The 14531-nt window shown below is 61.8% G+C and carries 10 protein-coding genes and 1 pseudogene; 6 read left to right on the forward strand and 5 right to left on the reverse strand.

The features are described 5' to 3' along the window. Window positions 1-311: 311 nt before the first annotated feature. Complete coding sequence (locus JQ572_RS12205) at window positions 312-1127, reverse strand: HAD-IIA family hydrolase (protein WP_249128959.1); 816 nt, start codon at window positions 1125-1127, stop codon at window positions 312-314. Window positions 1128-1450: 323 nt separating this feature from the next. Here JQ572_RS12205 and JQ572_RS12210 point away from each other — a divergent pair, with 323 nt between their 5' ends. The 4 genes from JQ572_RS12210 (at window position 1451) to JQ572_RS12225 (ending at window position 6892) form a co-directional block, all read left to right on the forward strand. Continuing rightward, window positions 1451-3013 (forward strand): ABC transporter substrate-binding protein, encoded by a 1563-nt coding sequence (locus JQ572_RS12210; RefSeq protein WP_211383250.1) that lies wholly within the window; start codon window positions 1451-1453, stop codon window positions 3011-3013. Window positions 3014-3169: 156 nt separating this feature from the next. Further along, the gene (locus JQ572_RS12215; protein WP_211383251.1) at window positions 3170-4150 is read left to right on the forward strand and encodes an ABC transporter permease; all 981 of its coding nucleotides are present in this window, start codon (window positions 3170-3172) and stop codon (window positions 4148-4150) included. A gap of 2 nt (window positions 4151-4152) precedes the next feature. Next, entirely contained in the window at window positions 4153-5070 is a 918-nt protein-coding gene (locus tag JQ572_RS12220; protein ID WP_211383252.1) for an ABC transporter permease, read from the forward strand. 1 nt (window position 5071) lies between these two features. After that, window positions 5072-6892 (forward strand): ABC transporter ATP-binding protein, encoded by a 1821-nt coding sequence (locus tag JQ572_RS12225; protein ID WP_211383253.1) that lies wholly within the window; start codon window positions 5072-5074, stop codon window positions 6890-6892. Between the two features lie 159 nt (window positions 6893-7051). Here the strand turns inward: JQ572_RS12225 and JQ572_RS12230 are convergent, their stop codons facing one another. Both JQ572_RS12230 and JQ572_RS12235 read right to left on the reverse strand, forming a co-directional pair. Beyond that, window positions 7052-8488, reverse strand: a complete 1437-nt coding sequence (locus tag JQ572_RS12230) for a DUF1254 domain-containing protein (protein ID WP_211383549.1) — start codon at window positions 8486-8488, stop codon at window positions 7052-7054. A gap of 404 nt (window positions 8489-8892) precedes the next feature. Next, window positions 8893-10458, reverse strand: coding sequence for a winged helix-turn-helix domain-containing protein (locus JQ572_RS12235; protein ID WP_211383254.1), 1566 nt, complete (start codon window positions 10456-10458; stop codon window positions 8893-8895). Between the two features lie 176 nt (window positions 10459-10634). Here JQ572_RS12235 and JQ572_RS12240 point away from each other — a divergent pair, with 176 nt between their 5' ends. After that, window positions 10635-11024, forward strand: a complete 390-nt coding sequence (locus tag JQ572_RS12240) for a DUF1330 domain-containing protein (RefSeq protein WP_211383255.1) — start codon at window positions 10635-10637, stop codon at window positions 11022-11024. A gap of 20 nt (window positions 11025-11044) precedes the next feature. Here JQ572_RS12240 and JQ572_RS12245 read toward each other — a convergent pair whose 3' ends face one another. Next, window positions 11045-12439, reverse strand: a complete 1395-nt coding sequence (locus JQ572_RS12245; RefSeq protein ID WP_249128960.1) for an MFS transporter — start codon at window positions 12437-12439, stop codon at window positions 11045-11047. Between the two features lie 333 nt (window positions 12440-12772). Here JQ572_RS12245 and JQ572_RS35515 point away from each other — a divergent pair. Further along, a pseudogene (locus tag JQ572_RS35515) lies at window positions 12773-12901 on the forward strand (transposase); the annotation flags it as partial. Between the two features lie 181 nt (window positions 12902-13082). On the opposite strand, the gene JQ572_RS12250 reads toward JQ572_RS35515, so the two are convergent. Beyond that, window positions 13083-14489, reverse strand: coding sequence for an amidase (locus tag JQ572_RS12250; RefSeq protein ID WP_211383257.1), 1407 nt, complete (start codon window positions 14487-14489; stop codon window positions 13083-13085). Window positions 14490-14531 lie beyond the last annotated feature (42 nt).

Here is a 14531-nt window from a genome sequence, read left to right on the forward strand (position 1 = left end):
TGGAACGAAATGAAGACAAGCGACTCTGTCTCGCCACGGGCGACCATCAAAGCGCTTGCAGAAATCGTTCCCCCATCGCGGCGGTTCCATCGGTGCGATCCAGGCGAGCTCGGACCTGATCTCGACGGACGCATGGTAGCCGGTCCGCTGCACGCGCAGCACCAGCCTCCGTCCAGACGCCGGGTCCCGCGCCAGAAACGTCGTGTTCTCGGAATGGCTGAGGAAGGAGACCGTCGATCGTGACGACAGACCCCAGAGCGGCAAGGCCGCGCCGAGCTCGGTCTGCATGCTCTCGATCGAGCTCGGAGTCATCATGAGAGCGGGCCGGCCCTCTCGGAAGTGGCGTCGAGGAGATCGAGAAGGCTCGACACGACACGATCGGGGACGACCCCCGTGGCCGCATTGAACGGGACGTCGCTGGCGAGCAGGACGGAGCGCAGGCCGGCGGCGTTGCCGGCCGCGATATCGGTCGCGAGCTGGTCGCCGATCATGATCGTTTCGTGCTTTGCGGTGCCGAGATGCTCGAGCGCCCGTTCGATCAGGAAGGGCTGCGGCTTGCCGACGACGACCGGCTTCGCACTCGGTACCGCGGCGACCACCGCCGCAGTCATCACGCCGACGCAAGGGTCATATCCATCGTGCCCCGGCGTGAGGACATCGGGATTGGTCGCAACGATCGCCGCTCCCGCGAGGGCGGCTCGTATCGCCGTCCGCAGCTTGGCGTAGTCGAGTGTCGAATCGAATCCGAGCACCACGACCTCCGGGTCCTCGGAGGTCAGATCGTATCCGGCTGCCTCAATGGCTGTGCGCAGCGGCTGCTCGCCGATCGCAAAGACCGGCGTGCCTTGCGGCCAGCGTCTTGCGAGCAGGGACGTCGTCGCCGAGATGGTGTTGAAGACCTGCCGTGCTTCCGCCGGAATGCCGATGCTGGTCAGCTTCGCCGCAAATTGCGCGGCAGATTTCGTCGAGTTATTGGTGACGAACGCATACGGCAGGCCCTGCTCATGCCAGGCGCGAAACGCTCTTACCGAACTCGGGATCGCTGAATCTCCTCGATAGGCCACGCCGTCGAGGTCCGAGATGATGCCGCGAATGATGTGACTGGTCGGAGGCTCCTGTATCTTCAAGGCCGCGATTCCGCTCGTTTCGAAACACGGGAAATATAGGCCCATCGTCTCCGAAACGTTGTTCCGAGCGTCCATCATTCCTGTCCTGCACAGCGGAGAGGCGCGGCTGCCTCGGAGTTGGGCGGCATGCTCTGGCGGTCTGGAGTCGAGCGCGCAATCGGCGCATCCGGGAGTGTCAGCAACGGAATCGTGGAGCAGCAGGAATCGGGCAAGCGTGGCCTTTGGTCTACGCTTTGCAAGTTACGCGAGACGATCGAAACGGCTGAGTGCCCCGCGCCCTCGGCAGCAGTTTCAGCGTTGCCAAAATCATCGAGGGATAGGACATGATCAACCGTAGAGACGTGATGTTAGGGGGGCTTGCCGGTGCCGCAGCGTTCGGCTTCGGACGGGTCAATCCGGACTTCCTGGTAAATTCCGCTTTTGCGGCCGAGGGCAAGGCGCTGCGTTTTCTCGGCGCCGAAGCACTGTCCGGCAATTGGGATCCGACCACGCACACCAATCTGGGTCAGTTGATCGTCGAGGGATTCGTCTTCGGCTATCTGACGCGGGCGCCGATGCGGCCGGACAAGCCGGACGAGCTGATCTTCGAGCTGGCCGAGTCCATGACGCCGATCGATGCTTCCACGATGGAGGTCAAGCTTCGGAAGGGCGTCAAGTTTCATGACGGCACGCCGTTTACGGCAGCCGACGTCAAGGCGACCTACGAGTATGGCTGTCAGCCCGACCGGCCGGCGCAGTGGTATCCGGGTCTCGTCACCATCGACGTCGTCGACGATTTCACCTGCCGCATCAATACCAAGGCGCACGGCTATCCGGCGGCGCTCTACTATTATCTCTCCTCGTTCCTGCCGATCATGTCTGCCAAGGACGTCGCCAACAAGGCGCAGTTGTCGGCTCGCATGAACGGCACCGGGCCGTACAAATACGTCGAGCAGAAGGGCGACACGACCGTTCTCACCGCCAATGCCGACTTCTTCCTCGGCGCGCCGAAGATTCCCGGCGTCGAGTATCATTTCGTCGGCGACACCACGACCCGCACGCTGTCGTTGCTGAATGGTTCGGCGGACATCATCGAGCGGCTGGAGCAGGAGCAGGTCGAGACGATCTCCAAGGATGCTCGCTTCAACATCCACAAGGCGGTCTCGGTCGAGAACAAATATCTGTTCTTTCGCTGCTCCAAGAAGCCGTTCGACGATCCGCGCATCCGGCTGGCGGCCTGCCACTCCATCGACCGCAAGCAGGTGCTGGAGGTGCTTGGCGTCTCGGGGACCTATTCCAAGGCGCATATTTCGCCGGTGAAGTTCGGCTATGCGGAGGTCGCCGAATATCCGGAGTTCGATCCGGCCAGGGCCCAGAAGCTGCTGGCGGAAGCCGGCTTCCCGAAGGGCCAGGGCCTTCCCGAACTCACCTATTACACCTCGGTCGGGTTCTATCCGAAGACCAAGGAATATGCCGAACTGATCACCGGCATGCTCCAGGAGCAGGGCTTCAAGGTCAATCTCCAGACCCTCGAAGTCGCGGCCTGGGGCAACTTGCTCTATGACAAGCCCGGCGGCGGCGAAGGCAACATGATTGACTGCGGCTGGTGCACGGGGTCGCCCGAGCCGGATCTGGTGCTGCGCACCCACTTCCACTCGTCGTCGAAGCGCATTACCGGCATCGTCGACAAGGACATCGACGCGGTGCTCGACAAGGAGCGCAATGCCACCTCCATCGAAGAGCGCAAGAAGATCATCCAGACCGAGACACTGCCGACCATCGCCAAGAAGGCGCCGGCACTCGCGTTGTTCACGTCGGTCTTCATCCACGCCTACAGCAAGAAGCTGGACGGCCTCTACATCTATCCGAACGGCATGCAGGACATGACCAAAGCCACGCTGGCATGATGATTGCTCAAGCAGGTCGGACTTGTCCGATCTGCCTGTTTTCTGAGGTCAGGTGCAGGTCGGACTTGTCCGGCCTGCCGGTCTTCTCGGGTCGGCGGCAGGCCAGACAACCCGGCCTGCCGGAACTCCCGACGAATGCAAGGGTAGCTCTTCCCGATGTTGATTCTGGAATTCCTGGTCAAGCGGATCGCGCAGGGTCTCCTGATCGTCTTCATCACCTCGTTGATCATCTTTACGCTGCTGCGCGTGGTTCCAGGCGATCCTGTCCGTCTGATCGTCGGCGGAATGGCGCCGCCCGATGTGGTCGAAAAAGTGGCGACCAAGATGGGGCTGCGCGACCCCATCATCGTTCAATATGGCCGCTATATGAGCGGTCTGCTCCAGGGCGATCTCGGACAATCCTATCTTCGGCCGCGTAGCGGCATGATTGCGGCCGGTGGGCAATATGTCGATCCGACCAAGTCGGACATGGCGCTGGTGACCGACCTCATTCTCGAACGCTTGCCGTTCACGCTGCAATTGGGCGGTATGGCCTTGTTGTTCGCGCTGCTGATCTCGTTTCCGGTCGGAATTGCCGGCGGTCTGCATCAGCATCGATGGCAGAACGCCCTGGCGTTCGGCATGCAGTCGCTGTTCGTGTCGATCCCGAATTTCTGGCTTGCGATCGTTCTGATCCTGTTTCTGTCGATCAAGCTGAAGCTGCTTCCGGCGCTCGGCTACCAGGGCTTCTCCTATGTCATTCTGCCGGCCCTGGTGCTGGCGGTGGAGATCGCGCCCTTCATCATCAGGACGCTGACGACGTCGCTCGGCGAGGTGATGCAGGCGCCGTTCATCGACGAAGCCCGGGTTCGCGGCCTGTCGCGCCGCCGCATCGTCTATTCCCATGCGCTGCGCAATGCCGCGGTGCCGCTGGTCAATTTGCTCGGCATCCAGCTTTCGACCCTGATCGGCGGCGTGCTGGTGATCGAATACATCTTCGATTATCCGGGCCTCGGCAATCTGACCGTCGTCTCCGTGGTCGGGCGTGATTTCCCGGTCATCCAAGGCATCGCCATCACGACCAGCGCGGTGTTTGTCTTCATCAATATCATCGTGGATCTGGTCGCCTATCTCATCGATCCTCGCGTGGAGATCTGACCATGACGGCGACCACGGTCATCGCTGCTGAGCTTGAACCTCGATTGGCCCGTATCCGGTCGGTCAACCGGCGAATCCTGGCCGCGGCCTGGGGCATGTCGAGCTTCAAGATCGGCTTCTTCGTCTTCATCGCGCTGCTGCTCGCGTCCGCGATCTATCCCGAAGTGTCCTCGGTCAGCGCGACCAAGATGGTGGTGAAGGACAAGTTCCTGGCGCCGGTCTATCTGGGCGACAAGTGGACCTGGGATCACGTGCTGGGCACGGATCAGCTCGGCCGCGACATCCTGATGCGCAGCCTGATCGGGCTGCGGTATTCGCTGCTGGTCGGCATCGTCACGGTGCTCCTGATCTTCGTCATCGGTTGCGGTCTCGGCCTGTTCGCAGGCTTCAAGGGCAAGTGGTGGGACACCATCATCATGCGGATTACCGACGCTCAGCTGTCGATTCCAATGATCATCCTGGCGATCACCATTCTCGGCGTGTCGCGGCCGACCGTCCCGACGATCATCATCGTGCTGGCGCTGTCCGGCTGGCCGCTCTACGCGCGAGTGGCCCGTAGTGCCGCAGTCGCTGAGCGCGGCAAGGAATATGTGCGCGGTCTGCGCGTGCTTGGGGCCGGGGACTGGCGGATCCTGTTGCTGTTCGCGGCGCCCAACATCCTGCCCCCGATCGCGTTCGTCGCGGTGCTCGATGTCGCCCGCATGATGATCTTCGAAGCGATCCTGGGTTTCCTTGGGCTCGGCATTCAGCCGCCGACCCCAAGCTTTGGCAGCATCATCGCCGATTCCCGCAAATATCTGCTCAACGCCTGGTGGATCGGAACCGTCCCGGGAATCTTCCTTGCCGTCGCGCTCACCTCGATCAATCTCATGGGCTCGGCGCTGGAAAAGGCGCGCAACCGCATCTATGGAGGTCTCTGAGATGGATCTCTCGCTCATTCTCGAAATCGACGATCTGACGGTCGGTGCCACGACACCGGGGGCGGCTCCGATTCTCGATCACATCAGCTTCCGCCTCAGCACGTCGGAGATCTTCGGTATCTACGGCGAGAGCGGTGCGGGCAAGACGGTGCTCAGCCGCGCGCTGGCGAACTGGTTGCCGGAAAGCCTGCAGTATCGGGCCGGACGGGTCGCCTTCGCCGGTCATGACATCCTCGGCGCCGGAGCGCGGGAGGTCCGGGTCGGACGCGATATCGCCTATATCGGCTCCAAGCCGCAGAGCGCGCTTGATCCGACCGTGCCGGTTGGCGTCCAGATCGCGGAGAAGCTGCACAGCGTCAGGCCTGAATGGAATGGCCGCGAATGCCGCGACCGAGTCATGCAGCTCCTCGGCGAGGTCCGAATTCCCTCGCCAAAGGAGCGCTACTGGGACTACCCGTCGAAATTTTCCGGCGGCATGATGCAGCGCGCGATGATCGTGGATGCCATTTGCGCCGAGCCCGCCGTGCTGATCGCAGACAATGTGACCCAGCCGCTCGATGTGACCATTGCCGCGCAGATCGTGGCTTTGCTCCATGACCTCTGTACGCGCCACAAGATGGCGACGATCTACCTGTCCTCCTCCTTACCGACACTTGGCCAGTTCGGAGATCGAACGGCCGTGCTGTACCAGGGCCGCTTCGTCGAGCAACAGCCATTCGACGAGCTATTGGCTTCGCCGCAATCCGATTACACGCGCAAGGCGATCGCGAGCGTGCCGCGAATGTGGGAGACGGCGGAGGGGCCGCTTGCCCGCCGTCAGGCTCAAGGCGAGGCCCCTTTGATGAAGGTGGAGAACGTCCATCGCACCTACCGCGCCCGCAAGCGCGGGACGTTCAACAGCCACAGCAACATACAAGCGGTGCGCGGCGTCACGCTCGACATCATGCCGCGCGAGAATTTCGGCATTGTCGGTGAATCCGGCTGCGGCAAGTCGACCCTGACCCGGCTGCTGGCCTGGCTGGAGACCCCCGACAGCGGCAGCATCGTCTTGAACGGGACTTCGCTGGGCGCGCTGTCATCGCGGGAGCTGATCCGCAAACGCAACGAGTTCCAGCTTCTCTTGCAGGATCCCTACAATGCCTTGCCGCCGCGTACCACGGTCGGCCGCATGATCGAGGAGAGCCTCCTGATCCGCGGGAGTATCAAGCGCGCCGATTTGCGAACGCGGGTGATCGCGGAGATGGCCGAAGTCGGTCTCGCCGCCGAGCTTTACGACCAGCTGCCCAACGCGCTTTCGACCGGCGAGCGGCAGCGCATTTCGATCGCGCGAGCGCTGATTCTCGATCCCAAGCTCCTGATCCTCGACGAGACCTTGTCGGCGCTGGACCAGCGCGAGCAGGGCAGGCTGATCGAGCTGTTCTCGAAATTGCAGGAAAAGAACGATCTCACCTACGTCTTCATCTCGCATGATCTGGCGATGGTGCGGAAGGTCTGCACGCGGATCGCCGTGATGTATCTCGGCGAGATGGTGGAGATTGCCGACAACCACGATCTCTTCTTCGATCCGCAGCATCCCTATACCAAGGCGTTGCTGTCGGCGGCCCCGACGCTGGAGCAGAAGCCGTTCGATCCCTCCGATTTCCTGCTGGAGGGCGAGCCGCCCAGTCCGATCGACATCCCGGCCGGTTGCAGCTTTGCGTCGCGCTGTCCGAAGGCGTTCGGCCGTTGCCGGATGGAGACGCCGGCGCTCGTCGAGCATTCGCCCGGACGTTTCGCCGCCTGCCATCTTCTCGATGGCGATCAGGCGCAGGCGGCGGCGTAGAGATGAGGCCGTGAGCTGCATAAACCCACTGGATGGCAGCTTGTCAGTGCCGGCTATGCTCCGATAGCTGACTTATTGTTGCGTGGCAGCGAAACGACGCTATGGGCCAATCGCAGCAGAAGTCGCCATCCTGCAGAGATCCGAGCGTCCGGTATTGTATCAAACTCGCTTCACACCCGGCGGCTGCCAAGTGCCTTCGCCTGCCGGAAGGATAGAAGGCGGCGTTGTTTTCGGCCAGTAGAGTCGCATCACCAGATAGATCGGACCGTTCGGAGCCGGCAGCCAATTGGCTTCCTTGTCGGCCCCCGGTGATTTGTTCTGGACGAATAGCGTCAGCGACCCATCCGGGTTTGCTTTCATGGCCGGCAGCATCGGTGAGTTGACCAAATACCGGTTGATCGGATTTTCGATCAGTAACTGCGTCTTGCCGTCATACATCGTAAGAGACCAGAAGGCATTTACCGGCGGCTGCTGACCCGGCGGGAATGTCAGCGTGTAATTGTGTTTGCTGCCATCGAGCGTTTGACCCTCGCTGTCGGAGCGGGTCAAAGGATACATCGCCTCCACCGGGTCGTTGCCGTATATGCCAGCCTTGGCGGCGGCGGCGCGCTTCAACCAATCGCCGTTGTAATGGGCGCTGTCACCCGGAAGCCCACTCACCCTCCAGCCATTGATCGCCTTGCCGGCATTGGCCACCGCCTCATCGACTTTTCGTTCGCCTTCTTTCATGCCCAAGCCGATCTCCAGCTTGTCCTCGATCGAGAGGTCCTTGAAGTTGAGCGATTTGCCTGGCCCGATGCCGATACGCGCGAGCTGGGCGCGCATCTCTTTCTCGTTTGCTTCCGCGGGTGCGAACTGCAGAGCAAAGTCGAGGAAATCGAAGAAATTCGTCTTCACGAGTTCCTTGTCGATTTTTGGGAAATCGATGGCCGGCGCGGCGGGCGGCGGCGCCTGCTTCAGATAGCCGGAGAGTGTCTGCACGGTGTAGCCGGCCTGAACCTTCTTGACGTTATCGAGGTCGTCGGGGCTGAAAAGTTGGGTACGATATCCCGCCACCGAAAACTGCGTGCCCGATCGGAAGACTTTCTTGATCCCGTGCGGGGTAGCGCCTTTCCAGTCGGGGCCGACGACCATGTAATCGCCGGCCTCGCTGCCCGTTGCCCGAGTACCGATATAGCCATAGTTGTAGGTGTTACCGTCGCAGAGCATGACCGAGTAGTAGCGCTTAGGGTCCACCGCAGGGACGGAAAGGATGATCGGCTCCGCCCGCAAGTCCATCCAGACGAACGAATAGGGCGTGTCGCTGTTCGGCGTAGGAATGGCCGTGTCCTTGTAGGTGAACACGTTGGGTTCGTTCTTGAGCTGATTGAAGGGCGCCTTGAACTGCCCGGAATTGCGATCAACTGCGTACTCGTACATGACGGCGTAGTTCATCACGATAGGCAGGCCATATATGAAGCCCGCCTCGGCAACCTCCTTTGCTTTCAGGAAGCCGGGGCGGTCGGCAGTTGTCTGCGCCCATACCGGGAGCGACGTCGTCGCAATTGAGACGCCGGTAAATGCCGCGCTGCGTAAGATTTCGCGTTTCGTAAACAAGGGTGCACTCCTTACGGCGTTGGTCCCCCGGTCCGGCAGCGTGCTGAGTTCGCGCGGCATCGAGGCCGTTTGGTCCTTAGACGGATACTGAGTACTTACAGAAACAGAGCAGCAGTTCGTCCGGGTTGACCTAAATCAAGGATGGCCGCTTAGGGTCATTCGCGTTGGTTGGCCGGACCTTGGGCGACTTCCGGTCTGCCCGAGTGAACGGACATTCTCAGGATAGTCGCGCATGTCTCAGAGGGGCCCATGAGCGGACATGAAGTGTTATTCGATGACCTTGTCAGCGCGTATGAGTAACGGCGCACGGCCCTCTTGGGGAGTCCCGAAACAAAAAGGCGGAGATTGATTATCCGACCTGGAGCATCTTGAAAGTAAGCTGCAATGAGTTGATCAGGAAGGATCTACTCCTTCCAGCCGGCCTTACGCAGCCCCTCCAGCAAAGGCGAGTATTCTGCGCTGCAGAATTGTGGCGGTCGCTGCCTAACATACATTTCGAACGAGGACGGCGATATCGCCTGCAAGGTTTGCAGTACCTTCTGCGCTTCGCCTGCACTGCCGAGCTGGCCCAAAGATGCCGCCAGCCAGCGATAGGCAAATGGGTGGCTCGGATAGTGCCGTATGACTTGTCGCGCGGTAAGCGCCGCTTCCTCGTAGCCGCCGTCGATATAAAGCGATGATGCGATCTGCGTAAGCCGGATCGGACGCGCGATATCAAAGGGGTTCAGGCTGAAATACCGCTTGATCGCGTCGCGGCCTTGCTGCCGACGCCCGGCATATCCCAGAGCTGCACCCTTGACTCCCCAGGCGTCTGGGCAACTCTCGCGTACGGAGAGTATCATATCCGCCTCCCGGATAGCACCTTCCAGATCGCCCTTTAGCAGGGCGAGTAGCGCCAGGCGCGAGCGCGCATCCGTATCGTTCTCGTCGAGCCCGATGGCCTTGCGGACCAGGGGGGCGGCCAACTCGCAACTCTCGGCAATGGACATTTCGCTGAAGGCCGATGAGGCGGCCGTGTATGTGAAGGCGATGGCGCCATAGCCCCTGCCAAAATTTGGGTCGAGATCGACGGCACGCTGAAAGAGCGACCGGGCCAACGCGTTGTTGGCAGCATCGGATTTTGACATATGCCAGAGGCCACGCTGGTAAGCCTCCCAAACCTCAAGCTGTTCGGATGACTTGTGTTGGGAGCGCTTCAGGTCGGCGTGGCGGATTGCCGGCAAAATCGCTGAGACGACGGCCTCCGCAAGCTCGTCATGGAAAGCCGGATCACGGCCGCGATCGAGGTCGTAATGCTGGCCCCAGATTTGCGCGGCCGTCGTTGTGTCAATCAGCCGCCCGGTGACACGCACGCGAAATCCCGCCGCGCGCACGCTACCATCCAGCACGTAGCGCGCGCCAAGCGCGCGGCCGATCTCCCGCGCATCGCGTGTTTCGGAGGCAGCCGACCGGGGCTCGCTTGCAATCAGGACGAGCTCACGAAACTTCGACAGTTCGGTCAGCACATCCTCGGTGAAGCCTTCGCCGAAAATTTTAAGGCTGGGGTCGCCGGACAGGTTGTCGAAGGGCAAGACGATGATTGAGGGTCGACCGGAAAAGTCTCCCGCCAATGCCGGCGCCTCGTGAGAGATGTCGGGGGTCGGCGCGCCGGAATGTCCACGCTCCTCCCGCACCGAACCTACGAACCGGAAACCCTTGCGCGGGAACGTCTTCAGGAGACGCTGCTCCCTTCCGTTGTCGCCGATTGCATCCCGGACCACGTTCAGACGGGTGGTCACCGCGTTTTCGGAGACGATGCGGCCGCCCCAAATGGCGGCGATCAGATCATCGCTGCTGACGACGCGATCTCGGTTGCGGATCAAGTAGACGAGAAGGTCGAACGCCTGCGGCGCAGTGGGCAGAACGTCAGCCCCGCGCCGTAGCTCGCGGCCGTCCGTATCCAGGCTGTAGTTCTCAAAGAGATAGCGCATAGTGGCGCTCCCCGGATTGGCTTACGGTTGCCCTTGTCCAGTCTAGCAAAAACCAGCCGTTGGTGAGGAAAATGTGAGCCGGATGTGAAGCGAGCCTGCCGGGGCGCTACTAGGCTCGTGTCATTCGACGCTCCGCACACGGCGGTGATCGAGGCAGGCGCTGGCGGGAGGACAATATGAGAACTCGATATACGGTCGTACTGGCGCTGCTCGCCGGTGTCGCAATCGGTGGCTTGTCGGTCCAAGGGCTGCAGGCGCAAGCCAGGCTGAAAGCCTATAGTATTGGTGAGATCGTCCCGATTGGCGGTGCGACAGTGTCGCCGAGCTACCTCGCTGCTGCCAGGAAGGCGCTGGCCGACGCCGGTGGACGCTCCATGGGCACCTTGAAAGGGAGGATCTTCCACGCAGAGGGCGAGCCGCCCCCCGTTAGCGTAGCCATGACTGAGTGGGACAGTGCAGACGCCGCCAGGGCATTTTTCCAATCCAAAGCCTGGAAGGACCTTGCGCCCGAGGGGGAGAAGACTGCGAAAACGATACGGCGGTACATCGTTGAAGTTGAGCCGTAGTCTCGGATCACCAAAGGTGGTCAAAAGCGTAGGCCGCTTCTTTTGTTGAAGATTGCCCCGGCGTCTGCTGGCGGCGCTGCAGCCACCGGCTGCGTGCTTGAAACCGTTGCGGATGTGCTCCGCGCCATACGAGCGAGCACGAGCGCGGCGACGCTCGCCACCAACGCCGGCACCGCCGCCGCGATGAACAGCGATTGCGCGTCCACGCCGCGGGCGAGCATGATACCACCGATTAACGGCCCCACGATCGATCCGATCCGGCCAAAGCCGATTGCCCAGCCGACTCCGGTTGAGCGCGCCATGGTCGGATAATAGGTCGCAGCCAGCGCAATCGCAGCGATATGGCCGCCGACTAAAAAGAACCCTGCACATGAGATCGCGAAGATTGCGAACGCTATCGATTGACCGCAAAAGCCCACTATCGCTATCGCGATGGCCGCGATAAGAAACGCAAGCGAGAGCGCGCGGAACGAGAAGCGGTCGATGAATCGCCCGAGCGTCAAAGTACCAACTATGCCGCCCACTTGCAGCATGGCGCCGACGACCGCGGCCACCGAGACTGAGGCCCCGAGATCGTTCAGCACAGTGGGAAGCCAGTTCAACAATAGATAGAGGTCAAGCAGGCTCATAAAGAAAACTGCCCACAACACGAGCGTCGCCAAGGCGCGCCCCCCGTTGAAGAGATAGGCGATGGGCAGGCCCACGAGCGTCGCCTCACGGACTCTAAAGCGCATCGCGGACGGGAAGCGCACGGATGGCGCGACCTGCGTTAGGAGCTCGGCAACGCGCACGTCTGCTCGGCCGGAGAGCGCGAGGAAACGGACGGACTCGGGCAGGCGGGCGGCAAGGAACGGAACCATGAGAAGCGGCGCAATACCGCCGATCAAAAAGACGGATCGCCAGCCGAAGATCGGGATCAGCGCCGCTGCGATTAGCCCGCTGAGCGCAGAACCAACAGAAAATCCGACGAACATTGCCATGACCATAGTCGCGCGCCGGCGATCTGGGCTGAATTCCGAAACGAGCGCGATCGCGTTTGGTAGGGCGGCGCCAAGGCCAAGACCGGTGAGAAAGCGGATGAGGAGAAGGCCGGCGATGTCCTGAGCGAAGACTGTGGCAAGCGTGCCTAGGCCGAAGACGGCGGTGCTGAGGACGATGATGCGCTTGCGCCCGATGCGGTCGGCGAGTGGACCAAAGAGAAGTGCGCCGACCATATTCCCCACGAGGCCAGCGCTGAAGACTGGGCCTAGTCCGCCGCGCGCGAGGTTCCAGTCGTGGGCAAGCTCCGGTGCGACATAGCCGATCCCCTGTGTGTCGAAGCCGTCGAGTAGAAGCACGGCGGCGCAGGCGAGCAACAGCCGAATTTGAAAGCTGCCAATCGGCTGCTCGTCGACGAATGCGGCAACGTCGGTCATACTGGGCGCACACTGGTAAGCCTCTGTCATGCCTCCACTCACTGCAATGCTTTTAACATGCGCCCGGGCAACTGCCCCACGGTCACATTTTGCCGTGAATTCGGAGCGTTATTCAACAGACAAGAATCGATAACGATGTCCGTTGTGGGTCATTCGCGACCGGGGCGAACCGGAGGCAAGTCTGGCCATGTCCGTTATTGCACGGAAAGCGGATATGAATTCAGAGCGCTAGAGACGCCGCCGCGCACCACCAAAAGTTTGTAGATGCTGCAGAAGCCGTGATTCAATCTCTGAAACAGCAGCCTCAAATCGTGCGCGACGGCCATACGGCCGATGCTGCCGAACAAGCCTCGTGGCGTCGGCGGGTCAATGATCGCCGCGTGTGAATGGCATCGTTCGGGCGCTCCGGTCGATGCGCCATGGCGTGACCTCCCGGCAGCCTATGGTCACCGCACTACTTGCTCGCCAGCAAGGAGCATGGGTGAACATTCCCACCAAACGAAATTTAAAACTGTGATGATGGTACTCTACTAGTGTTTTGCCCGACGCGTCAAATCGATTTCGTAAAATCCGTAGGGCGCGTTGAGATTTCTACTGTGCATGGGGTTGTTTTCGATGTTTTTGTTGTCCGGCCGTGGAAGCCTCAGGGCCTTGGCTTGAACGGCCAGTCCATCTTGACGGCCCGCAGATCTTCCAGCGCCTTGGTCACCTGCAGCACGCCGAGATCGTCGAAGCGATGGCCGATGACCTGGACGCCGATCGGCAGACGCCGGGAATCGAAAGCCATGTTGACCGTTGAGGCGGGCTGGCAGGTCTGGTTGAACATGGCGGTGAACAGCGTGTGCTCGAGTGGCATCTCACGGGAGACACCCGGTTCTTCCGCCGGAAAGTTCACCACCGGCAACACCGGTGAGATGACATAGTCCCAGCCTTCGAATGCTCCCAGCAGCGCCGCTTTCATCTTGGCGATCCGGCCCAGGGCCCGATAGAGGTCGGCGCCTGAGTGCCTGGCTCCCCCCAGGCTCCACGCGCGAACATAGGGATTGATGTCGCTTGGAGCGTCGCTGTGTTGCGGCAGGGACGTGTATTCGAGATAGCCGCGGACCTGCAGGAACAGGTCGATCGCTTCGTAGGCGTCGTGGTCGAGCGGCGAGACGAACGGTTCGACAATGGCGCCGGCTCCGGCGAGCAGCTTTCCGGCGGCCTCGACGGTCTCGCGCACGACCGCCTCGGGCTTCATGCCAAAGCCCATGTCGGTGAGGACGCCGATCTTCAATCCCTTCATATCCCGCTGGAGGCGCTCGTGATAGCGCACGCCGTCGGCGGGCAGGCTCCAGGTGTCGCGCTCGTCCTGCCGCGTCAGCACGGTCAGCAGGCGGGCGATGTCATCGACGCTGCGGCCCATGGGGCCGGCCATGCGCATGGTATCGGCAGGCAGATGCGGCACGCGTCCGTGGGTGGGCTTCAGTCCGGCGAGGCCGCAATGTGCGGCCGGAAGGCGGACGGAGCCCGCGATGTCCGTGCCGACCGAGACATATCCGGCGCCGGCCGCAACGGAAGCGCCGGCGCCGGCCGAGGAGCCGCCGGTGTTCCAGGCGAGCCCCCACGGGTTGCGGGTAATGCCGTGCAGCGAGCTGATGCCTGACGCCATCAGGCCGCAATCCGGCATCGTGGTTTTTGCAAAGATCACCGCACCGGCTTCCCGCAGCGCGATTGCCGGCGGTGAGTCGTAATTTGACGGCGGCAGGCCGCGGTTGGCCCCGATGCCGTGAAGGTAAGGCCAGCCGACCATGGCGACGCTGTCCTTGACGGTCATCGGCACGCCGTCGAGCGGACCCAGCGCAGCTCCGGCCTTCCATCGCGCTTCCGAGCGTTGCGCGCCAGCCATGGCCTGCTCCGGACGGAAGCAGAACAGGGCGTTGATGGCGCCATTGACGCTCTCGGAATGGCTGAGCGTGGCTCGCAGCACGTCCACCGGCGATAGCGCGCGCGAGGCGTAGGCCTCCGTCAACTCGGCAAGGCTCATCCCGATCGATTCTGCAGCTGACATGGTGGGCCTCGATGGGTGGCGTCCCGGATCACTGTCCGGATA

The sequence above is a fragment of the Bradyrhizobium sp. SZCCT0153 genome (assembly GCF_018129995.1).
Lineage (GTDB): Bacteria > Pseudomonadota > Alphaproteobacteria > Rhizobiales > Xanthobacteraceae > Bradyrhizobium > Bradyrhizobium japonicum_G.